Below are 22,156 nucleotides of genomic sequence, written 5' to 3' on the forward strand. Positions count from 1 at the left end.
ACGCATAAACCCTACAAGAGAGTCGACGGTCATGGACAACACTACATCGATGCAAGCCCTGCATAAACTGGGCTTTCTGCATCAAATCCGACTGGTTCCGCTGTTTTCCTCCATTCTCGGTGGCATCCTTCTGCTATTCGCCTTAAGTTCCGGGCTGGCAGGTTATTTTCTTATGCAGGCCGATCGCGATCAGCGCGATGTAACCGATGAGATTCAGGTCCGGATGGGGTTATCTAACAGCTCTAACCACTTACGCACCGCGCGTATCAACATGATCCATGCTGGTGCGGCGAGCCGTATTGCTGAAATGGATGACATGAAGGCCAATATTGCCGAGGCAGAAAAACGTATTAAGCAATCGCAGGACGGTTTCAATACTTATATGGCTCGTGCGGTGAAAACTACTGCCGGAGAGGCGTTAGACGCTGAACTGAGCGCCAATTTCAAAGCCTATATCGATGGCTTACAGCCTATGCTCAAGTACGCTAAAAACGGCATGTTCGAGGCGATCATCAACCATGAAAATGAACAGGCCAGACCGCTGGACTCTGCTTACAACAAGGTATTGTTAAAGGCGATCGATATTCGTACCGCCAGGGCGAATCAGTTAAGCGAACAGGCGCACCAACGTACACAGCTTGGCATGGCCTTTATGCTGGGGGCATTCGTTCTTGCGCTGGCACTGACCGTGATGACGTTTATTGTTCTGCGCCGTACCGTTATTCATCCTCTGTTACGTGCGGCCCAGCGCATTGAGCAAATTTCAGAAGGGGACCTGACAATGCCAGAGGAACCCACCGGACGCAGCGAAATTGGGCGCCTGAGCCGTCATCTGCAGACAATGCAACGGTCGCTGGCGAAAACAGTGGGCACGGTACGTCAGGGCGCGGAAGAAATCTACCGCGGTACCAGTGAGATTTCGGCGGGTAATACCGATCTGTCTTCACGTACCGAACAACAGGCCGCGGCGATTGAACAAACGGCGGCCAGCATGGAAGAGCTGACGGCTACGGTGAAGCAAAACGCCGACAACGCGCATCATGCGAGTACGCTGGCGGAAGATGCGTCCGGCAAGGCCAGCCGGGGCGGTCAGATGGTCTCTGGTGTGGTGAAAACCATGGGCAATATCTCAACGAGCTCGAAGAAAATCTCTGAAATTACCGCCGTTATTAACAGCATTGCCTTCCAGACCAATATCCTGGCGCTGAACGCGGCGGTTGAGGCGGCGCGGGCAGGAGAGCAGGGGCGTGGGTTTGCAGTGGTGGCTAGTGAGGTCCGTACGCTGGCAAGCCGCAGCGCTCAGGCGGCAAAAGAGATAGAAGGATTGATCAGCGAATCAGTCCGACTGATTGACCAGGGCTCTGGAGAAGTCGTCGCGGCGGGCAATACGATGACGGATATTGTCGATGCGGTAAAACGCGTGACCGACATTATGCTGGAAATTGCGGCGGCCTCTGATGAACAAAGCCGGGGCATCGTCCAGGTAAGCCAGGCGATTTCAGAGATGGATAAGGTCACGCAGCAAAACGCCTCATTGGTTGAAGAAGCATCGGCTGCTGCGGCCTCTCTTGAAGAGCAGGCCGCACGTTTAACGGAAGCCGTCGGCACATTCCGTTTAACCGGGACAAGCGCAATAAAACGCGTTCCGGTAACTACTACGCCGGGTCATTCACGTCCGCAGGCGGCAACGGCCAGCGGCGATAATTGGGAAACGTTTTAATCATCAATAAAGGGACCATCTGGTCCCTTTATTTTTGGCATCAAAATGGTACGGTTTTGCGTATTGCGGCGATAAGGATCTGCGCGGCCTGAGAGAGTTGCACATCGACACGAGTAAGAATCCCGATGGGTTCACCCGCCCCGTGGGTAGGTATCGGCAACGATACCAGCGTCGCCTGGCGTAAATCCTCTCTAACCGCACCTGAAGGGACAAACCATACATAGTCGTAATCAACCGTCAGTTGGCGGGAGAGCGATGCTGAAAGTGTTTCAATGCAGCCTGGCGGCATTTTACAACCCTGACTTTGCAACAATGCTTCTGCGTGCTGGCGAGGCGCGGTTCCTTTTGGCGAAACCACCACCGGCCACTCCATTACCCGACTTAATGTGATGGTTTCCTGCAACAACGGGTGGTTAGGGCGCACGACCAGTTTAAGTGATTCCAGAAACAACAATTCATAATTCAGACCGACCATTAATTCCGGATCGGCCATGCGACCAATGCCGAGATCAATTTCTCCGGACTTTAAACCCGCCAGGATCATTGGGTTACTCATGGTGGCAACCTGCAGCGTGGTCTCCATTTGCTGCTTGTGGAAAGGACCAATTACCGCAGGCAGAATGCCCAGTGCCGCGGTGGGTAAGGCCCCAATCCGTACGACATCAGTCTGCGATTCTTCGCGCTGATTTAACGCTTGCCCGGCAGTGTTGAGCGCATCCAGCACTCTTACCGCGTGGGTAAGAAACTGCTCTCCTGGCAGCGTTAACTGCGCGCCAAGGCGGCCACGCTCAAAGAGCCGGGTCCCGGTCAGTTGCTCCAGTTCATTTAGCGTTTTGGAGAGAGCCGGTTGACTCAGGTTAAGGGTCTCAGCCGCGCGCCCCAACGTTCCCTGCTGTGCAACGGCGACAAAAGTATGAAGATGGCGCAAGCGAATGCGCTGATTGAACAGAACATTTTTTTCCATAAGCGATGTTAAAAACAGAGCCGTATCGGTGACAAGTAAAGTTGTTTGTTTTTGATAACCTGATAGCAAAATATTATTAACATTTATCATGTTTTACTTACAACTGATTTATTTTGCTTATGTTTTGTACAGCGTTGCTGGGTGGTGGGATCATGGAAGGGAGTATGTTCAGTCGTTATACTTTGGTTATTGTTTACTTTTGAACGATTTCTCTTCACAAGGCACTGATGAATGATACATGTAATAGGGCACCTTAATCCCGATAGCGATGCCATCTGCACCGCCGCAATGACGGCTCGTTGGCTTAGTTTACGTGGCCAGCAGGCGACGGCATGGCGTTTGGGCGAGCCTAACCGCGAAACGCAGTTTATCTTTGAGCATGCGGGGCTGACGATGCCTGAACGGTTGACGTTTGAACTGACCGATCGTGACGTCTGGCTGGTCGATTTCACCGAGCCTGCCCAGGGGCCGGAATCGTTGACAGAAAGTAACGTGGTGGGAATTATCGATCATCACCGACTTGGTGGGTTAGTCACCCGTCTGCCACCGGAAGTGTGGGTGAAGCCCGTCGGCAGTAGCGCAACCCTGCTGTGGCAACTGATGACGGAAGATGAACGCAACCAGTTATCTTCCGCTGAGGCTATTTTACTGCTCGGCGCCGTATTGAGTGACACTGTCACGCTTCGTTCACCAACGACCACCACTGACGATCGCCTGGCGGTTGATGCGCTGGCCCAAAAAACCGGAGTGGATCTTGACGCTTTCAGTCGCGACCTGCTGTCAGCCAAAACAAGCGTGGAAGAGATGAGCGCCCGCGAACTTTTGCAGAAAGACATTAAAACCTTCACCATCCATGGACATTCAGTCTGTGTAGCGCAGCTTGAACTGTATGCGCTGCAACAGGTGGATGCGGTGCTGGACGATCTCCGCCAGGAAATGGCGCGCTATGCAGAGGAAAAGAATGCTGCGTTGGTCGTGCTGATGCTTACCGACATCAATCTGGGTGACACCAGCCTGTGGTTTGCTGGAGCAGAACTTTCAGACATTCCGCAACCCTGCAAGGTAGAAGGTATGCTTAGCCGTAAAAAACAGATGCTCCCCTGGCTGGAAAGTCATTTGAAACCCCGTCAGTAGGTACTGTTCATCGTTTATATGGGTGGGAAGTTTACGCGGGGTCACACTTTGTAAATTCTTCCCACCGGAGTCAGCGGTGTTTTCTACACTCCAGGTAATATTCACTGGAGGCATGACATTATGGCGAACACCATCACGGCAGATGAGATTCGGGAACAATTTTCGCAGGCAATGTCAGCAATGTACCAGCAGGAAGTCCCGCAATACGGCACGTTGCTGGAACTTGTCGCTGATGTGAATCTGGCGGTACTGGAAAATAATCCGACGCTGCATGAAAAACTGGCGAATGCGGATGAACTGGCCCGGCTAAACGTTGAGCGCCATGGCGCTATTCGAGTGGGTACCGCGCAGGAGCTTTCTACGCTGCGCCGAATGTTTGCCGTTATGGGCATGTATCCGGTGAGTTATTACGATCTCTCCCAGGCAGGCGTCCCCGTACATTCCACAGCCTTTCGTCCCATCGACGATGCCTCGCTATCGCGCAACCCGTTTCGGGTATTCACCTCGTTATTACGGCTCGAACTAATCGAAAACGCCGCGCTGCGGCAAAAAGCCGCTGAGATCCTCGCGAAACGCGATATTTTCACTCGCCGTTGTCACGAGCTGCTGGATGAATTTGATGCGCAGGGCAGTTTTACATCTGAACAGGCGCAAGAGTTTGTGCATGAAGCGCTGGAAACATTCCGCTGGCATCAGCACGCCACGGTCGATGAAGAGACCTATCACGCATTGCATAACGAACACCGGCTGATTGCTGATGTAGTGTGTTTCCCCGGTTGCCATATCAACCACCTGACGCCGCGTACGCTGGATATCGACCGGGTGCAGTCGATGATGCCGGAATGCGGCATTGAACCGAAAATACTGATTGAAGGGCCGCCACGCCGCGAGGTGCCCATTTTATTACGTCAGACGAGTTTCAAAGCGCTGGAAGAACCGGTGTTGTTTGCCGGTGAAATGCGCGGCACTCACACGGCACGTTTCGGTGAAATCGAACAGCGCGGTGTGGCCCTGACGCCGAAAGGCAGAGCGTTATACGACGAATTGCTGAATAAAGCGGGAACGGGGAAAGACAATCTGACGCACCAGTTACATCTTCAGGAGGTGTTCAAGGCGTTCCCGGACAGTGAGTTTCTGCTGCGCCAGCAGGGACTCGCCTGGTTTCGTTATCGACTGACGCCATCAGGCGAAGCGCATCGCCAGGCAATCCGTCCGGATGACGACCCGCAACCGCTCATTGAGCGAGGGTGGCTGGTTGCGCAACCCATCACCTACGAAGATTTTTTACCCGTGAGCGCCGCAGGGATTTTCCAGTCCAATCTGGGGAATGAAACGCAGGCTCGCAGCCACGGGAATTCCAGCCGCGACGCGTTTGAACAGGCGCTGGGTTGCGCGGTTTATGACGAGTTTGCGCTGTATCAGGAAGCGCAAGAGCGAAGTAAACGTCGGTGTGGTTTACTTTAATGGAATTTACATGGGATTCGGTCTGTTCCCATCGACATAAAATATTTTCGATTTTGTACAGATAATCGGCGACCAACAATTGGATTATTAATGAATTTTGTCTAGAGTGAGCGGTCAGAAATGTGCACTCTCTTGCCGCTGATTTTGACCGGCGCGGGACCATTTACACGACCAGAAGGACTCACTTTCAGGCATGAATCGCAGACGATTTATTAAAGGTTCAATGGCAATGGCCGCCGTGTGCGGAACCAGTGGTATTGCATCACTCTTTTCCCGCGCCGCCTTTGCGGCAGAGTCTGACATTGCAGACGGAAAAACCGTACGTTTTGATTTTTCCGTTCTGCAATCGATGGCCCATGACTTAGCACAGAAACCCTGGGGCGGCGCACCGCGCGCGTTACCGGACACGCTGGCGAAACTGACGCCGCAGGCCTACAACAGCATTCAATATGACGCAGAGCAGTCTCTGTGGAACAACGTTGAAAATCGTCAGCTTGATGCGCAGTTCTTCCACGTGGGAATGGGTTTTCGTCGCCGTGTACGTATGTTCTCGGTTGATGGCAGTACGCATATGGCGCGTGAAATTCACTTCCGTCCGGAACTGTTTAAATATAACGATGCGGGCGTGGATACCAAACAGCTGGAAGGGCAGACTGACCTCGGATTCGCCGGGTTCCGTGTTTTTAAAGCGCCAGAACTGGCCCGCCGCGATGTCGTTTCTTTCCTGGGGGCCAGCTATTTCCGCGCCGTGGATGACACCTATCAGTACGGTTTATCGGCCCGCGGTCTGGCGGTAGATACCTACACCGACAGCAAAGAAGAATTTCCTGATTTCACCTCTTTCTGGTTCGAAACGGTTAAACCGGGCGCAACCTCCTTTACCGTGTATGCACTTCTCGACAGCCCAAGCGTAACCGGTGCATTCAAGTTCGTGATCCACTGCGAGAAAACGCAGGTGATTATGGATGTACAAAACCACATCTATGCGCGCAAAGACATCAAACAGCTCGGCATTGCGCCGATGACCAGCATGTTCAGTTGCGGCAACAATGAGCGTCGGATGTGCGACACTATTCACCCGCAAATTCATGACTCCGATCGTCTGGCGATGTGGCGGGGCAATGGCGAGTGGATCTGCCGCCCGCTGAATAACCCGCAAAAGCTGCAGTTCAACGCCTATACCGATAACAACCCGAAAGGGTTTGGCTTGCTGCAACTCGATCGCGACTTCTCCCATTACCAGGACATCATGGGCTGGTATAACAAGCGTCCAAGCCTGTGGGTCGAACCGCGCAACCAGTGGGGCAAGGGGACCATCGGCCTGATGGAGATCCCGACGACCGGCGAAACGCTGGATAACGTTGTCTGCTTCTGGCAGCCTGAGAAGAAGATCAAAGCCGGCGATGAGCTGGAATTCAAATATCGCCTGTACTGGAGTGCTCAGCCGCCGGTGCGTTCACCGCTGGCTCGCGTGATGGCGACCCGGACAGGCATGGGCGGTTTTCCGGAAGGATGGGCGCCGGGCGAGCACTACCCGGAAAAATGGGCGCGCCGTTTTGCCGTTGATTTTGTTGGTGGCGATCTAAAAGCTGCTGCGCCGAAAGGCATTGAACCGGTGATTACGCTCTCAAGCGGTGAAGCGAAACAGATTGAGATCCTCTACGTGGAACCAATCGACGGTTATCGCATTCAGTTTGACTGGTATCCGACCTCTGACTCAACCGATCCGGTAGATATGCGTATGTTCCTGCGTTGTCAGGGTGACGCCATCAGCGAAACCTGGCTGTATCAGTACTTCCCACCAGCGCCGGATAAACGTCAGTACGTTGACGACCGCGAGATGCGTTAATCACTCTCTTTACGGCTCTCCTGATGGGGAGCCGTATCTGCATTCATCCTCATAACGATTCTGTACACTATTTACTCGATCCTGTTCGCATTTTTCTGTATGGCAAATGGGTACTCTGTGAGTGTGTATTTCTTATACACGTTCTTGTCCACTAACAGGGAGAAAGTATGTTTCCAGAATATAGAGACCTTATTTCCCGACTGAAATCCGAGAACCCTCGCTTTCTGTCCTTATTCGAAAAACACAACAGCCTTGATCATGAGATCTCCAGACTGGAAGGTTCGGATGGTCGGGGGTATAGCTTGGACATTGTTCGTCTTAAGAAACAGAAACTCCACCTGAAGGAAGATTTGCTCAAAATTTTGCAAAGAGAGAGTGTCAGTGAGAGCTAAGTAGAATGGCGCTTGCTGTGTAAAAGGGCTTCCAGCGAGAAAAGGAAGCCCTTCCTGTTTTAGGTGTTAATCGACCATCACGCGTTTGTTCGTCGCCCCCCAGAGGATCGACATTTCAGTGAACAGCGCGCCGCTAATTTCTTCGACTTCTTCTGCGCTAACCTGCGCATTTCCCTGTTTACCGAACAGTACCACTTCATCGCCAGATGCAACCTGCGGTAAATCGGTCACATCGACGATCACGGTATTCATGGATGTTTTACCCAGGACCGGAACCCGCTGGCCGCGGATCAGCACGTGTCCCGCGTTACTGAATACACGGCGATAACCATCAGCATAACCTGTCGGGATATTGGCCAGAACGGAATCACGTTTAAGGGTATAGGTTCTGTCATATCCGACGGTGTTTCCTTTGGGGTAATGGTTTACCGACGCGATGGCGGATTTAAATGTCATGACGCGTTTGTATTCGCTGCTGGCGATGGTATCGCCATAAAAAATACCGCCAACACGGACCATGTCGAGCCAGGATTCAGGAACGGTCAGGGTGGCGAACGTATTCGCGACATGCAGGGTGACATCTTCGCGTTTAAGCCCGGTAATTTTCAGTACCTGGGCCGATTGCTTATTGAAACGGGCCAGATCGCGTCTAACCACCGCAGCATCTTCTTCCGGGAAATGCGACATGATGCCAACAATTTTCAGGCCGGGTAATGCGGAAATGGCGCGGGCTTCTTCCAGACCTGCAGCGGTACTGACTTCCAGACCGTTACGCGACATACCGCCAGAGTTCAGTGCCAGATGAATACGAATGATTTTACCTTTCTCCTGAGCAATGGCACTCAGACGCTTAGCCATATCCAGATTACCGATCAGCTCTTCGGTATCGAAGTCCGCTGCCTGGCGCATCTCTTTTTCCGTCGCGTTGCGAACGCGCATGAGCTGTGATGTATAGCCTGACTGGCGAACGGTTCTAATCTCCTCATTGCTGGCGATACCAATACATTGCACGCCGTTTTGCATCATCACCGGTGTTACCAGTGAGAGATCGTGGCCATACGCGTCTCCTTTAAGAATGGCGCACATCCGGGTTTTATCTGCCAGCAGTTGCTGAACTTTATGAATGTTATATTCCAGTGCGCTACGGGAAATTTCCAGCGTGGTATTATCCACGACCTGTTGCTGATTGACTGCAAAGGGAACGGGGCCTGCTTGAGTGGAGGAAACGGGTTGGTGACAGGCGGTAATCAGTAAAAGCGGAATAAGTGCTAAACGACCCAAAGGTGCTGCCATGCTTGCTCCTTAGCAATAAAGTGAAAGTGTTATTGTCATCATTACGGTCTATCCATGAAGGGATACCCGGATCACCAGAGTAACGGGTTCCACGCCAGAGATTCTTTCTAAGTGATTGCTGTTACAGCATAAAAATAAGACTTCCCCGACTCTAAACAGAGTAATATCGGCTACTGCCAGTCAGAAATGCCCCGTTTACGATTGCAAAGGAGATAAACATGTCAGAAATAATAATCGTTAGTGACGCGCTGGAACTGCGTGCCGTCGAAGAACAACACGTCACCCCTCTGCATCAGTTGGTGCTTAAAAATAAAGTCTGGCTCCAGCAGTCGCTGAACTGGCCGCAGTTTGTGACTTCTGTGGAGGACACCCGCAAGAATGTGCAGGGCAATATGATGTTGCACCAGCGCGGCTACGCCAAAATGTTCCTTATTTTCGAACAAGGGGAGGTGGCTGGCGTTATCTCGTTTAACCAGATAGAACCGCTGAACAGAGCCGCTTATATTGGTTATTGGTTGGACGAAGATCACCAGGGCAAAGGTATTCTGTCTCAGGCGCTACAGGCATTGATTCAGCATTATGCGCAGCGCCAGGAGATTCGCCGCTTCGTGATTAAATGTCGTGTAGATAACGTCAAGAGCAACCAGGTGGCGTTGCGTAATGGCTTCCAACTGGAAGGATGCTTACGACAAGCGGAGTTCCTCAATGGCGATTACTATGATGTGAATCTCTATGCCCGCATCATTGATGACTCTTCAGAATAAACCGGCGATAGGGGTGCGCGTAATACGTTGTTCGCCGTTGATCACTTTTGGCCCGCGCAGATGGATCGCATCGCCATCAAAGGCTTCAACTTGGGCCTGACCGGTTATCTCAATATGATGCTCGATCAGCACTTCACCCAGAATACAGGCGTGGCCTTCAATCAGGATGTGCCCATCCAGCAGAATTGGGCCGCCGCGTAATTTTGCATGCCCCCCGACCAGCACATGGTGCTTCAGCACACAGTTACCTTCAACCTCCGCGTGTTCCGCCACCTGCGAGCTATAGCGCAGGGTAGGAATGGCGTCTTCATCAGTTCCGGCGATGACACGCGCATGTCCATAGACTTTAGCGCAATCGCAGATCCAGACATTATTCTCTTCGTTACCTTCTACCCGTGCAAAATCAAAAACTTCAGCCCGATGTTCTATAAAGGCATAGTTAATCATCGCATCACCATAGATCTGCACCTGATGCACCACGCGTGAATTGCTGACTGTCGCCCGATCGTAAATTTGCAGGAGCTGGTCGTTTTCACGAGTTAGTCCTTTGGCGGCGATAATTTCAGAGTCACACACAATGCGCGCATCACCGCAGAGAAGGCACTCACCGCGAACAACAGAATCCCGAATGGTGACGTTGTCACGTATTTGCGCGTTATCGCTGATTTCTGCTCGGTCAATCCAGGCGGCATCACCAATCTGCGCGCCATCTCTGACCACGCTTGCCTGTGTAATACGGGCATTTCCGGATATCGTCGCGCCGGAAAACGCGAGCGCATTCTCATCGTAAATCCAGCAATCACCACTTTGCGAAAGCACGCTTTCATCATCAATCCAGCCACCGAGCGTACCGGCTTTAACATCATTAAAATCAATGAGCGCAATTATCTGGCGTAGTAATACGCTCTTTTTATTGCCATTATCCTGGTAACTAAAGGCGCGAGGTTCATCGCCCAGACGATATTTGGTCATAGCTCATTTCCATGTTGCGCACCTTAGTTAAACGTAGCAAAGTTTTCCGTACTGGCTAAATTCGTGGAAATTCCATAAAATGCATTTCAAATATACTTTAAAAAATAAACAAAATGAGTAAGAGCAAGCAAAGTGAGCGAGTCCTCAATCTTCCGGCCGGTTATTTTGGCATGGTACTGGGCATCATCGGGATGGGGTTCGCGTGGCGATATGCCAGCCAGGTATGGCCTGTAAGCCACTGGATTGGCGACGGTTTAGTGATCCTTGCGATGGTCATCTGGGGATTGTTGACGCTGGCCTTTATTAGTCGTTTACTGCGTTTTCCTCATAGCGTACTGGCGGAAATTCGTCATCCGGTGATGAGCAGTTTTGTCAGTCTGTTTCCGGCTACAACGATGCTGGTCGCGATTGGTTTTGTCCCGTGGTATCGACCGCTGGCGATTGTGTTGTTCAGCATCGGCGTTGTGATACAGCTGGCGTATGCGGCCTGGCAAACGGCTGGATTATGGCGTGGCGAGCACCCGGAAGAGGCCACCACTCCGGGTCTGTATCTGCCAACCGTTGCCAATAACTTTATCAGCGCCATGGCCTGTGGTGCGCTTGGCTTCAACGATGCCGGGTTGGTGTTTTTGGGCGCAGGGGTATTTTCCTGGCTCAGCCTCGAACCGGTTATTCTGCAGCGTTTACGAAGCTGCGGCGAGCTGCCGACGGTTTTACGGACTTCACTTGGTATACAGTTGGCACCCGCGCTGGTCGCCTGTAGCGCGTGGCTTAGTGTGAACGGTGGCGAGGGAGATACGTTAGCCAAAATGCTGTTCGGCTATGGTCTGCTGCAACTTCTGTTTATGCTACGCCTGATGCCGTGGTATTTGTCACAGCCGTTTAATGCGTCTTTCTGGAGCTTCTCGTTCGGCGTGTCGGCACTGGCGACTACGGGGCTGCATTTAGGGCACGGCAGCGAGTCAGGTTTTTTTCATACGCTGGCGATCCCGCTGTTTATTTTTACCAATTTTATCATTGCGCTATTACTGATACGTACGTTTGCATTGCTGATGCAGGGAAAACTGCTTATTCGCACCGAACGTGCTGCATTACTGAAATCTGAGGATAAATAATGATCCGTTGTGACGAAAACTACTTTACTGAGAAATATGATTTGACCCGCACGCATTCCGATGTCGTCGACGCGGCAAAAATTGTTGCCCCGGGCAAAACGTTAGATCTGGGCTGCGGGAATGGCCGTAACAGTCTGTACCTGGCGGCCAACGGTTATGACGTTACCGCATGGGACAAGAATCCGATGAGCATCGCCAATCTGGAACGCATTAAAAACGCGGAAGGGCTGACTAATCTGCACGCTGAGGTGGCGGATCTCAATGCGCTAAACTTTGACGGTGAATACGATTTTATTCTTTCTACCGTGGTGATGATGTTCCTGGACGCGAAAACCATCCCGGGCCTGATTGAAAATATGCAGCGCTGCACCAACCCAGGTGGGTATAACCTGATTGTCGCGGCAATGGATACCGATGATTTTCCGTGCACCGTTGGGTTCCCGTTTGCGTTTAAAACAGGGGAGTTACGCCGCTACTACACAGGTTGGGATCTGCTGAAATATAACGAAGACGTAGGTGAACTTCATCGTACGGATGAGCACGGCAACCGAATTAAACTACGCTTTGCAACAATGCTGGCGCGTAAAACGGTCTGACCTGCCCATTTGTGATAACTCTTTCTACGTTCAGCATTTTTTTCGTGCTGAATATTAAGAAAACGTTAAGATAAAATTGTGCGGGCCTTACCATTTTTAGTTCATCCAAAATGATTTCCTTTTGCTATTATTTCAGATGCATATCTGCAAATACTAAGGGATCGTTCCATGCGTGCTCAAACTTTATTTAAAGTTGCAGTGCTTACGGGTTTACTGGCGTTATCAGGCTGTGCTTCAAAAATTACGCAGCCTGATAAATATTCAGGTTTTTTAAAAGATTACTCCGGCCTGAAGGAAACAAAATCTGCAACCGGACAGCCGGTGCTGCGTTGGGTTGATCCCAACTTTAATGAGTCTAAATACGATAACATCGTTTATAACCCGATCACGTATTATCCGGTTCCTAAACCAACCACCCAGGTCGGTCAGCAGGTTCTTGATAAGCTGTTGAGCTATACCAATACCCAAATGAAAACTGCCCTGGCAAAACGTAAACCGCTGGTTACGACGCCAGGCTCGCGCAGTCTGATTTTCCGCGGGGCAATCACCGGTGTTGCTACCAGCAAAGAAGGGCTGCAGTTCTATGAAGTGGTCCCGGTTGCACTGCTCGTTGCGGGTACGCAAATGGCGACGGGGCACCCTACCATGGACACGCACCTCTTTTTCGAAGGTGAGTTGATTGATGCGGCAACCAATAAACCTGTCATTAAAGTTGTACGTCAGGGTGAAGGTAAAGACCTGAACAACGAAAGTACGCCGATGGCGTTCGAAACGTTGAAGAAAGTTGTTGATGACATGGCGACTGATGCTTCCATGTTTGACGTAAATAAAAAACAATAATAACGAAGAACGCACCATCCCTGGATGGTGCGTTTTTTTATGCCGCCCGGCGACGATATACGAGTTTACCCATCAGCGTTTCTGGTCGGGCAAACATCACCAGATTCCCCAGCAAAATCAATACTAATCCCACAATCGCATTAACCTGCCAGACATACCCTTCATACAACGTAGACAGCGTTAGCGCCACCAGTGGAAAAAGCAGTGTACTGTATGCCGCTTTACTGGGACCAATGCGTCCGACCAGCGTGAAATAGGCGCCGAAGGCGATTACCGAACCAAAAATAGCCAGATACAACAGCGCACTGAGATAACTGAAGGTCCACTGTGGCGTGAAGCTGTCGCCGCGCACCAGCGCAATGGTAGCAATCAACACAGTGCCGTACAGCATCGCCCAACTGTTGGTGGTCATCACCTCGAGACCTTTTTTCTGATGACGCAGACTTATCATATTGCCCAGTGAGAAACCAAAAGTGCCGAGGGCGCTTAAACTAATCCCCAGCAGCAGCGAGTGATTCAACCCGCTGTTGACCAAATCCTGCCAGAACAAGGTGACGATACCTGTCAGCCCCAGCCCGGCGGCAACATAAAAGCGTCCTGGTGGTTTTTGACCAAAAAACAGGTAGCTATTAACCGCATTGAACAGGACCGCCATCGAGAAAATGACGGATTCGAGACCAGTATTGATCCACGCAGCGGCAGTGTAAAAACACCAGAAGTTAAAGCAAAAAACGCATCCACCTTGTAACAGACAAAACAGATGATCGCGTCCGGAAAGCTTACGCAATTTCCCGCTGATCAGCAGGATGGCTATCATCACGGTGCTGGCGATGGCAAAGCGCCAGAAGATGGAAACTGGCGCCGCAACCGGGCCTTGTTGCAGGTAAATCGCAATCCATGTCGTTCCCCAAATCACCACCACCAGGCAGTACAACAGTCCGTTCATACAACTCTCTCTTTTTGGTCTTCAGGCGCACACTGTGCCACGTCGGGTAGCAGGGGGCTTTCATCGGCTTGCGGTGGACTTGCAAAATCTTGCGCTTTTTTTAGTGTAAAGGTGAAAAGGAAGCTGTTAACGATATGTAGCTGATATAGACTGAAAGCCTGCTAACTTATTTTGAATGTGATGGTATGTCTCAGCCCTACGGTGCCTTTGAAAACTTACGCAAACACAATGCCGTGCTGCACGAGTCGGTTGCGTTACATTCGGGGATCCAACTGGCTGCCTGGTCAAACAAGCGCGACACCATTACCCAGTATTGCGATCACCACACGCTCAGTTTATACATCGCGGATGGCTACGAGAGTTATCACAAAACGGCGGAAGGCTGGAAGAATGGCGGCGGACCGGATCGTTTTTGCCTGATGCCAAAAGAGAGCGAATCCAGTTGGGATATTCGCGACGATCTTTCCTTTGTTCATCTCTATTGTACCGATGCTCACCTGCGCGAAGTGGGTGAAAAAGTTTGGGACAAAAGCCCCTATAGCTTCACGCTGGACGAGCATACTTTTGGTAGTGACCCGGGGATCACGGCGGTTTACCGTCAGTTTTTGCTTGGTAACGACTGGCTGCAACCCGCTAATCACCTCACGCTTAGCGCGGCATCTTCACTACTGTTAACGCATCTGATCCAGCATTACAGCAACGTTCAATGGCGACTTCCCGTTGTCACCGGAGGGCTTGCGCCTGCCACCTTGCGCAACGTGCTGGCCTATATTGAAGCACATCTGGCGTATCCCATAACGTTGAGCGATCTGGCTGGTGAGGCAGCGCTAAGCGAATTCCATTTTGCCAGAATGTTTCGCCAGTCGATGAATATGGCGCCGCATCAGTACGTCATGCAACGCCGTATGGCACTGGCGCAGCAACTGGTCTGTTATTCATCACGCAGCCTGTCGGATATTGCAATGGCCTGCGGATTTAGCTCGGCGAGTCATTTCAGTAACCGGTTTAAACAAGTGACAGGTAAAACACCAACGCAGCTACGCGCGGCGAAATAACGTCAACACTGCGTAGCAAATACCGCCGACAACCAGCCCCCAGAATGCAGACCCAATGCCAAATACCGTCAGACCACTGGCCGTAACCAGAAAAGTCACGATGGCGGCATCGCGTTCAGCTTCATTATGTAAGGCTTGATATAAACTACCGCTAATCGTGCCGAGTAATGCAAGACCAGCCAGCATCTGGATCCAGCTTACGGGCAGGGCTGCCATCAGTCCTGTAACCGAACCGCCAAACACCCCAGCCAGAAGATAGAAGACGCCTGCTGCCGCTGCGGCGAGCCAGCGCCGATTTGCATCCGGATGCGCTTCAGGACTTTGGCAAATTGCGGCGGTTATGGCGGCGATGCAGATGGAATAGACGCCAAAAGGTGAAAATAGCAGCGCCAGTAGACCCGTAAAAACAATCAGAGGGGAAACGGGTAACGAATATCCTGATGCTTTCATGGTCGCAATACCGGGGGCATTTTGCGAAGCCATAGTGACCAGAAATAACGGTAGTGCAATGCTGATACTGTGGGCTAATGAAAAGTGCGGGGTAATAAACGCTGGGATAACCGGTGACAGATTAACATCATTAGTGACAATGTCACCTTTCATCAAGGCGATGGCAATACCCACTAACATCGCAGCGATAACGGCATATCTTGGGGCAATAACTTTTAGCACCAGCCATGCCACCAGCATACTACCGCACAAAATAAGCTCACTGTTCAGGCTATTAAATGCCTGCAAACCAAAACGCAGTAAGATCCCAGCCAACATGGCAGATGCCAGCGAGTGGGGAATGATTTTCATCAGGCGGGCAAACAGTCCGGTTACGCCGCACAGCACAATCAGCGCGTTAGCCACGATAAAAACGCCGATGGCATCCTGAATAGATACCCCGTGCAGGCCCGTCACCAGCAGCGCGGCACCGGGCGTTGACCATGCGGTAAGAACAGGAGCGCGATACCACAATGTCAGCACCAGCGTACTGACCCCCATAGCTAACCCCAGTGCGGTCATCCAACCTGCAATTTGCCCGGTAGTCGCACCTGCGGCGAGTGCCGCTTGCCAGATAATGGCCGCCGAACTGGCATAGCCAACCAGGACCGCCACAAAACCCGATAATACAGTGGGCAGGGGGATGGAGAATGCACGCATATTCACTCCGTGTGCGTTATAACGGTCAATCACTGTAGCACTGTGCGTTATAGCGTACAAGTGCTAAACTGTAGCTCCGAGTAAGGAGAGCGACGAAGGAGAAAATGGACAACTTAACCCACTATCTGGCCACAACGCTCAGGACATTACGTCACCAGCGGGAATGGAGTCTTTCGCGTCTGGCGGAGGAAACTGGCGTCTCAAAAGCGATGCTGGGGCAGATTGAACGTAATGAATCCAGTCCAACGGTGGCGACATTGTGGAAAATCGCCACTGGGCTGAACGTCCCGTTTTCAACGTTTATTTCACCACCAGAGTCAGACGGCACGCTAACATTCGATCCCCAGCAGCAGGCAATGGTCGTCACGCCGTTGTTCCCGTGGGATCCTCAACTGTGCTTCGATCATTTTTCGATACTATTGGCGCCCGGTGCGCTCAGTGAATCTACTCCGCATGAGATCGGCGTAATAGAGCACGTGGTGGTGATTAATGGTCTGCTGGATATGTGTATTGAGGGGCAGTGGCGCGCCCTTAAATCTGGTGAGGGTGTCCGTTTCGCCGGAGATATGGCACACAGTTACCGTAACAGCAGCGAACAAACGGTGCACTTTCATTCGCTGATCCATTACCCGCGCAGTTAATCGGGAAAACTATTCCGAAAAGCTGCGCTTGTGACTACAATAGCCGCCATTTTTACCGCTTGTGGATGGTAACAACTGTATGCGCCAGCAGCCTCATCACCTTGAATTGTTAAGCCCGGCTCGGGATACCGCCATTGCGCGCGAAGCCATTTTGCACGGCGCAGACGCCGTTTACATTGGTGGACCGGGTTTTGGCGCGCGCCATAACGCCAGTAATAGCCTGAAAGATATCGCCGAACTGGTGCCTTTCGCCCATCGCTATGGGGCGAAAATCTTTGTGACGCTAAATACTATCTTGCACGATGATGAACTGGAACCCGCGCAGCGGTTAATTACCGATTTGTATCAGACCGGTGTTGATGCTCTGATCGTACAGGATATGGGGATTCTGGAACTGGATATTCCCCCGATTGAACTGCATGCCAGCACCCAATGTGATATTCGCAGCGTTGAGAAGGCGAAATTTCTTGCTGATGTCGGATTCACCCAGATTGTCCTTGCGCGCGAACTGAGCCTTGAACAAATTAACGCCATCCATCAGGCTACCGATGCGACCATTGAGTTTTTCATTCACGGCGCGCTGTGCGTTGCCTATTCAGGTCAGTGTTATATTTCACATGCGCAAACCGGACGCAGTGCTAACCGTGGCGACTGTTCCCAGGCTTGCCGTCTGCCGTATACCCTGAAAGACGATCAGGGACGCGTGGTGTCCTATGAAAAACACCTGCTGTCGATGAAAGACAACGATCAGACCGCCAACCTCGGCGCATTGATTGACGCAGGTGTGCGTTCCTTCAAAATTGAAGGGCGCTATAAGGACATGAGTTATGTAAAGAATATTACCGCGCATTATCGCCAGATGCTCGATGCCATCATTGAAGAGCGCGGCGACCTGGCCCGTTCATCAGCGGGACGTACCGAACATTTCTTTACTCCATCCACGGAGAAAACCTTCCATCGTGGCAGCACCGATTATTTTGTGAATGCCCGTAAAGGGGATATCGGCGCATTCGACTCACCAAAGTTTATCGGTTTGCCGGTCGGCGAAGTCCTGGAGGTGGCGAAAGATCATCTCGATGTTGAGGTAACAGAACCGCTGGCTAACGGGGATGGCCTGAACGTGTTAATCAAACGTGAGGTTGTTGGATTCCGCGCCAACACCGTGGAAAAAACGGGGAACAATCGTTATCGGGTATGGCCGAATGAAATGCCTGCCGATCTGCACAAAGTGCGTCCGCATCATCCGCTGAATCGCAACCTCGATCATAACTGGCAGCAAGCGTTAACCAAAACCTCCAGCGAACGCCGTGTTGCGATCGATATTGAGCTCGGCGGCTGGCAGGAGCAGTTGATTCTGACGCTCACCAGTGAAGAGGGCGTGAGCATTACCCATACGCTGGATGGCCAGTTTGAGGAAGCGAACAATGCGGAAAAAGCGTTGAGTAACCTACAGGACGGACTGGCAAAACTTGGGCAGACGATGTACTACGCCCGCAATATTCAGGTGAATCTGCCGGGCGCGCTGTTCGTGCCAAACGGTCAACTAAATCAGTTACGACGTGAAGCCGTTGATATGCTGGATGCAGCGCGCCTGCAAAGCTATAAGCGCGGTAGCCGCACACCAGTATCCCAGCCTGCGCCGGTTTATCCGCAAACGCACTTGAGTTTCCTGGCTAACGTCTACAACCAAAAAGCGCGTGAGTTTTATCACCGTTATGGCGTTCAGTTGATTGATGCAGCCTATGAAGCGCATGAAGAAAAGGGCGAAGTACCGGTGATGATCACCAAACATTGCCTGCGTTTCGCCTTTAACCTGTGTCCGAAACAGGCGAAAGGGAACATCAAGAGCTGGAAAGCGACACCGATGCAACTGGTTAACGGCGATGAAGTCCTGACGCTGAAATTTGATTGCCGACCGTGCGAAATGCACGTGATCGGCAAGATGAAACATCACATTCTGAAGATGCCGTTGCCGGGTAGCGTTGTGGCTTCGGTCAGTCCGGAAGAACTGATGAAGACACTGCCGAAGCGTAAAGGTTAATCGTTAGCTCAGATGCGTATCGGGTTTGCGTGATTTTTGCCAGTGATGGTGTTCACGAAGATCGGCGGCGGATTCTTCCGCCGTCACTCGCAGCTCATCGCTGTCGGCCGTGTGTCGTAGTAAATGATCGGCATCCTGCACCTGAAGATATTCATGTCCCTGATTAGTAGCGAAAAGTTGACCGGAAAAAAGCGCGCTGGCCAGCAATAACACTGTTAACCCTTTCTTAAACATCATGCACCCTCTGGTACGTTAGCTGCGGAATTGGCGATAATTTCGCCTGGTGACTATTCAATATTTTAATCGGGATAATGACAATCTCTGTTTTGTCATTTCGATGTTTTTTACATTTTTGTTTAGTCGATGTTGGGATTTGTAACACCCGGGCAGTGCAGCGCTGCCCGGGTGTTATCAGGGAGAGATTCAGGACTTAAATCCGGCGGCCGTCATCAGGAGACGAAAGAACATGCCAACAGCGGCGAGGGCCAGCACGCTGCCGCCCCAGAGGATCACCAGCCACATCAGGCGTTTCCAGATTGTTTGTTGCATCAATGATACCCCTCACCATGTTGAACTTTGCCACGGAAAACGTAGTAGCTCCAGAAGGTGTACACCAGGATTATCGGGATAATCAGCAGTGCGCCAACCAACATAAAGCCCTGACTTTGCGCCGGAGCCGCCGCTTGCCAGAGCGTAATGGACGGCGGAATGATGTGTGGCCAGATACTGATCCCCAGTCCGCTAAACCCGAGGAAAATCAGCCCCAGTGTCAATACAAAAGGCAGCGTATGGCAGTTATGTTGCCCCAGTGAACGCCACAGCCAGATACTGATAAGCGCAACCAGCAGCGGAACCGGCATCAGGAACCACAGGTTGGGCAGACTAAACCAACGCTCGGCAATCGCGCTATGCGCCAGTGGTGTCCACAGGCTGATAATGGCAATCACAATCAACATTGCCAGCAGCAGTTTTTTGGCCACGCGACGCATGTTATCCTGCAACGGATTTTCACTTTTCATCACCAGCCATGTCGCCCCCAGCAGGGCATAGGCTACAACCAGACCAACGCCGCAGAACAACGTGAACGGAGTCAACCAGTCGAAAGGACCGCCGCTGTAGCTGCGTCCGGTAACGGAAAATCCGTTGAGTACGGCACCCACCACCACGCCCTGGGTGAATGTCGCCAGAATTGAACCGCTGAGAAAGGCTTTATCCCAGAATGGTCGATGCGCCGGCGTGGCCTTGAAGCGAAACTCAAACGCGACGCCGCGAAAAATCAGGCCGATTAGCATCAGGGTCAACGGGATCGTCAGCGCATCGACAATCACCGCATAGGCCAGCGGGAACGCGCCAAATAACCCGGCCCCGCCCAGCACCAGCCAGGTTTCATTCCCATCCCATACGGGAGCGACGCTGTTAACCATCACATCGCGGTCATCAGCGTCCTGAATCGCGGGGAATAAAATGCCAATCCCGAGATCAAAACCGTCCATCACGATATACATCAGCGTGGCGAACACGATAATCACAAACCAGATAACTGATAAATCGATACCCATTAGCGATGAGCCTCCGGTTGAGAATCAAGGACAGCAGCCGAAAGCGGCCGGGCAGGCGTGCCGGTTGGCGGAATTGTTGGGTCATCTTCATGTGGCCCCTTGCGGATCAGGCGTATCATGTAGCTGTAACCCACACCAAACACTGAGCTGTACACCACAAAGAAGGACAGCAGGCTGATGCTCATATGTAAATCACCATGTGCGGAAACCGCATCCGCCGTACGTTGCAGACCGTAAACCACCCACGGTTGACGGCCAACTTCAGTGGTCACCCAACCGGCAAGGATGGCAATCAGACCTGAGGGGCCCATCCACAAGGCAAAGCGCAGGAAAGGGCGCGAGGTGTATAAACGCTGCTTATAGCGCAGCCACAGGGCAAGAGCGCCCAGCAGGATCATCAGCATGCCTAGCCCGGCCATTATGCGAAACGACCAGAACACCATAGTTGAGTTAGGCCTGTCTTCTTTAGGAAACTCTTTTAGTGCCGGGACCTGTTTATCCAGACTATGGGTCAGAATCAGACTGCCCAGCGCCGGGATTTCCAGCCCATAGCGGGTGCGTTCCTGCTCCATATCCGGCCAGCCGAAGAGTAGTAGCGGGGTTGGTTCGCCGGGCGGATTTTCCCAGTGCCCTTCAATCGCAGCAATTTTTGCCGGCTGATGCTTCAGCGTATTCAAACCGTGCATATCGCCAATCAAAGCCTGCAGCGGGGCGACGATTAACGTCATCCATAGCGCCATTGAGAACATCGCGCGAATAGCCGGGGTGTTATTCCCGCGCAATAAATGCCATGCACCTGACGCTGCAACAAACAACGCGCTGCTGAGGAAAGCGGCAACGGACATATGCAGTAAACGATAAGGGAATGAAGGATTGAAAATAACGGCGAGCCAGTCAACGGGAACGACCTGGCCGTTAACTATTTCATAGCCTTGCGGTGTCTGCATCCAGCTGTTAGAGGCGAGGATCCAGAAGGTTGAAATAATGGTACCCAGTGCGACCATGCAGGTGGCAAAGAAGTGAAGCCCTGGACCAACCCGGTTCCAGCCAAACAGCATTACCCCGAGAAAACCTGCTTCAAGGAAGAAGGCGGTGAGCACTTCATAGGTTAGAAGCGGCCCGGTGATGCTACCGGCGAACTCGGAAAAACCACTCCAGTTGGTACCAAACTGATAAGCCATCACCAGCCCGGAAACTACACCCATACCAAAGTTTACGGCGAATATTTTCGACCAGAAATGGTATAGCGAACGCCAGGTGGGATTTTTCGTCTTTAGCCATAACCCCTCAAGTACTGCCAGATAACTGGCGAGGCCGATGGTAATGGCCGGAAAGATGATGTGAAAGGATACCGTAAACGCGAACTGGATCCTCGCCAGGTGAAACGCGTCAAGACCGAACATGCTTAACTCCGCAGGCAAAATTGATTTGGCGCAATTCTAAGCCTGAGAAGCAATGCGGGGCAGAAACAGAACAGTTCTTTTTAACCATAACAGTTGCAGTGCTGTTATAGGTTGTACACGCTGATATGAAATCTGGAAGCTGGATTCCTGTTATTAAATAGCGTCCTCCCCACGTTAGTGATTTTGCGATATTAATAGCAAGGTAATTAAAAGGTAATCATAAATGTTTACTTTGTGTGTATAATAGACGACAGGGAGG

The 22,156-nt window shown here is 51.7% G+C and carries 21 protein-coding genes; 12 read left to right on the top strand and 9 right to left on the bottom strand.

The features are described from left to right. Positions 1-31: 31 nt before the first annotated feature. Complete coding sequence (locus tag OGV71_RS17175) at positions 32-1,720, top strand: methyl-accepting chemotaxis protein (protein ID WP_032949364.1); 1,689 nt, start codon at positions 32-34, stop codon at positions 1,718-1,720. Positions 1,721-1,760: 40 nt separating this feature from the next. On the opposite strand, the gene pcaQ is transcribed toward OGV71_RS17175, so the two are convergent. Beyond that, entirely contained in the window at positions 1,761-2,684 is a 924-nt protein-coding gene (gene pcaQ, locus OGV71_RS17180) for a pca operon transcription factor PcaQ (protein WP_003020288.1), read from the bottom strand. Positions 2,685-2,915: 231 nt separating this feature from the next. Here pcaQ and OGV71_RS17185 point away from each other — a divergent pair, with 231 nt between their 5' ends. The 4 genes from OGV71_RS17185 (at position 2,916) to OGV71_RS17200 (ending at position 7,523) form a co-directional block, all read left to right on the top strand. Beyond that, positions 2,916-3,818 carry a manganese-dependent inorganic pyrophosphatase gene (locus OGV71_RS17185; RefSeq protein WP_286533713.1) on the top strand — a complete coding sequence of 301 codons (903 nt, stop codon included), beginning with the start codon at positions 2,916-2,918 and terminating at the stop codon, positions 3,816-3,818. Positions 3,819-3,938: 120 nt separating this feature from the next. Further along, complete coding sequence (gene hglS / locus OGV71_RS17190; protein ID WP_003020282.1) at positions 3,939-5,282, top strand: 2-oxoadipate dioxygenase/decarboxylase HglS; 1,344 nt, start codon at positions 3,939-3,941, stop codon at positions 5,280-5,282. A gap of 193 nt (positions 5,283-5,475) precedes the next feature. Then, the gene (locus OGV71_RS17195) at positions 5,476-7,131 is read left to right on the top strand and encodes a glucan biosynthesis protein D (RefSeq protein ID WP_003836107.1); all 1,656 of its coding nucleotides are present in this window, start codon (positions 5,476-5,478) and stop codon (positions 7,129-7,131) included. Positions 7,132-7,298: 167 nt separating this feature from the next. Further along, positions 7,299-7,523, top strand: a complete 225-nt coding sequence (locus OGV71_RS17200) for an HP1242/YdcH family protein (RefSeq protein ID WP_003020276.1) — start codon at positions 7,299-7,301, stop codon at positions 7,521-7,523. 66 nt (positions 7,524-7,589) lie between these two features. On the opposite strand, the gene alr is transcribed toward OGV71_RS17200, so the two are convergent. Next, complete coding sequence (alr, locus tag OGV71_RS17205) at positions 7,590-8,816, bottom strand: alanine racemase (RefSeq protein WP_286533716.1); 1,227 nt, start codon at positions 8,814-8,816, stop codon at positions 7,590-7,592. Between the two features lie 218 nt (positions 8,817-9,034). Between alr and rimL the strand changes: the two genes are divergently transcribed. Then, positions 9,035-9,580: a 50S ribosomal protein L7/L12-serine acetyltransferase gene (rimL, locus tag OGV71_RS17210; protein ID WP_003836113.1), complete on the top strand. Its 546-nt coding sequence runs from the start codon at positions 9,035-9,037 to the stop codon at positions 9,578-9,580. Here the strand turns inward: rimL and ydcK are convergent. Further along, a complete protein-coding gene (ydcK, locus tag OGV71_RS17215) occupies positions 9,572-10,552 on the bottom strand; it encodes a YdcK family protein (RefSeq protein WP_032949359.1) in 981 nt (326 codons plus the stop codon). The genes rimL and ydcK overlap by 9 nt on opposite strands. Positions 10,553-10,665: 113 nt before the next feature. Here ydcK and tehA point away from each other — a divergent pair, with 113 nt between their 5' ends. The 3 genes from tehA to OGV71_RS17230 all read left to right on the top strand — a co-directional run bounded on the left by tehA (position 10,666) and on the right by OGV71_RS17230 (position 13,103). Then, positions 10,666-11,667 (top strand): dicarboxylate transporter/tellurite-resistance protein TehA, encoded by a 1,002-nt coding sequence (gene tehA / locus OGV71_RS17220; protein ID WP_003020259.1) that lies wholly within the window; start codon positions 10,666-10,668, stop codon positions 11,665-11,667. After that, the gene (tehB, locus tag OGV71_RS17225; RefSeq protein WP_003836119.1) at positions 11,667-12,263 is read left to right on the top strand and encodes a tellurite resistance methyltransferase TehB; all 597 of its coding nucleotides are present in this window, start codon (positions 11,667-11,669) and stop codon (positions 12,261-12,263) included. The genes tehA and tehB overlap by 1 nt, the downstream gene beginning before the upstream one ends. A gap of 168 nt (positions 12,264-12,431) precedes the next feature. Next, entirely contained in the window at positions 12,432-13,103 is a 672-nt protein-coding gene (locus OGV71_RS17230) for a DUF3313 domain-containing protein (RefSeq protein ID WP_286533718.1), read from the top strand. Positions 13,104-13,140: 37 nt separating this feature from the next. Here the strand turns inward: OGV71_RS17230 and OGV71_RS17235 are convergent, their stop codons facing one another. Continuing rightward, entirely contained in the window at positions 13,141-14,049 is a 909-nt protein-coding gene (locus tag OGV71_RS17235) for a DMT family transporter (protein WP_048232094.1), read from the bottom strand. Between the two features lie 185 nt (positions 14,050-14,234). On the opposite strand from OGV71_RS17235, the gene OGV71_RS17240 reads away from it, so the two are divergent. After that, on the top strand, positions 14,235-15,104 hold the full coding sequence (locus OGV71_RS17240) for an AraC family transcriptional regulator (protein ID WP_044702351.1): 870 nt from the start codon (positions 14,235-14,237) through the stop codon (positions 15,102-15,104). On the opposite strand, the gene OGV71_RS17245 is transcribed toward OGV71_RS17240, so the two are convergent. After that, complete coding sequence (locus OGV71_RS17245; protein WP_003020244.1) at positions 15,087-16,253, bottom strand: benzoate/H(+) symporter BenE family transporter; 1,167 nt, start codon at positions 16,251-16,253, stop codon at positions 15,087-15,089. The genes OGV71_RS17240 and OGV71_RS17245 overlap by 18 nt on opposite strands. Positions 16,254-16,357: 104 nt before the next feature. Between OGV71_RS17245 and OGV71_RS17250 the strand changes: the two genes are divergently transcribed. After that, positions 16,358-16,894 carry a helix-turn-helix domain-containing protein gene (locus OGV71_RS17250; protein WP_286533721.1) on the top strand — a complete coding sequence of 179 codons (537 nt, stop codon included), beginning with the start codon at positions 16,358-16,360 and terminating at the stop codon, positions 16,892-16,894. A 79-nt stretch (positions 16,895-16,973) separates the two neighbouring features. Then, positions 16,974-18,935 (top strand): peptidase U32 family protein, encoded by a 1,962-nt coding sequence (locus OGV71_RS17255; protein ID WP_286533723.1) that lies wholly within the window; start codon positions 16,974-16,976, stop codon positions 18,933-18,935. Between the two features lie 3 nt (positions 18,936-18,938). Here OGV71_RS17255 and OGV71_RS17260 read toward each other — a convergent pair whose 3' ends face one another. The 4 genes from OGV71_RS17260 to OGV71_RS17275 form a co-directional block, all read right to left on the bottom strand. Then, entirely contained in the window at positions 18,939-19,169 is a 231-nt protein-coding gene (locus OGV71_RS17260) for a DUF2554 family protein (RefSeq protein ID WP_003020233.1), read from the bottom strand. Between the two features lie 189 nt (positions 19,170-19,358). Continuing rightward, a complete protein-coding gene (locus tag OGV71_RS17265; protein WP_003020230.1) occupies positions 19,359-19,484 on the bottom strand; it encodes a DUF2474 domain-containing protein in 126 nt (41 codons plus the stop codon). Further along, positions 19,484-20,494 carry a cytochrome d ubiquinol oxidase subunit II gene (cydB, locus tag OGV71_RS17270; RefSeq protein ID WP_286533725.1) on the bottom strand — a complete coding sequence of 337 codons (1,011 nt, stop codon included), beginning with the start codon at positions 20,492-20,494 and terminating at the stop codon, positions 19,484-19,486. Before cydB ends, OGV71_RS17265 begins: the two co-directional genes overlap by 1 nt. Beyond that, positions 20,494-21,897 (bottom strand): cytochrome ubiquinol oxidase subunit I, encoded by a 1,404-nt coding sequence (locus OGV71_RS17275; protein WP_286533728.1) that lies wholly within the window; start codon positions 21,895-21,897, stop codon positions 20,494-20,496. The genes cydB and OGV71_RS17275 overlap by 1 nt, the downstream gene beginning before the upstream one ends. Between the last annotated feature and the right edge of the window lie 259 nt (positions 21,898-22,156).

Source organism: Citrobacter sp. Cf088, from assembly GCF_030334295.1.
Classification (GTDB): Bacteria; Pseudomonadota; Gammaproteobacteria; order Enterobacterales; family Enterobacteriaceae; genus Citrobacter; species Citrobacter freundii.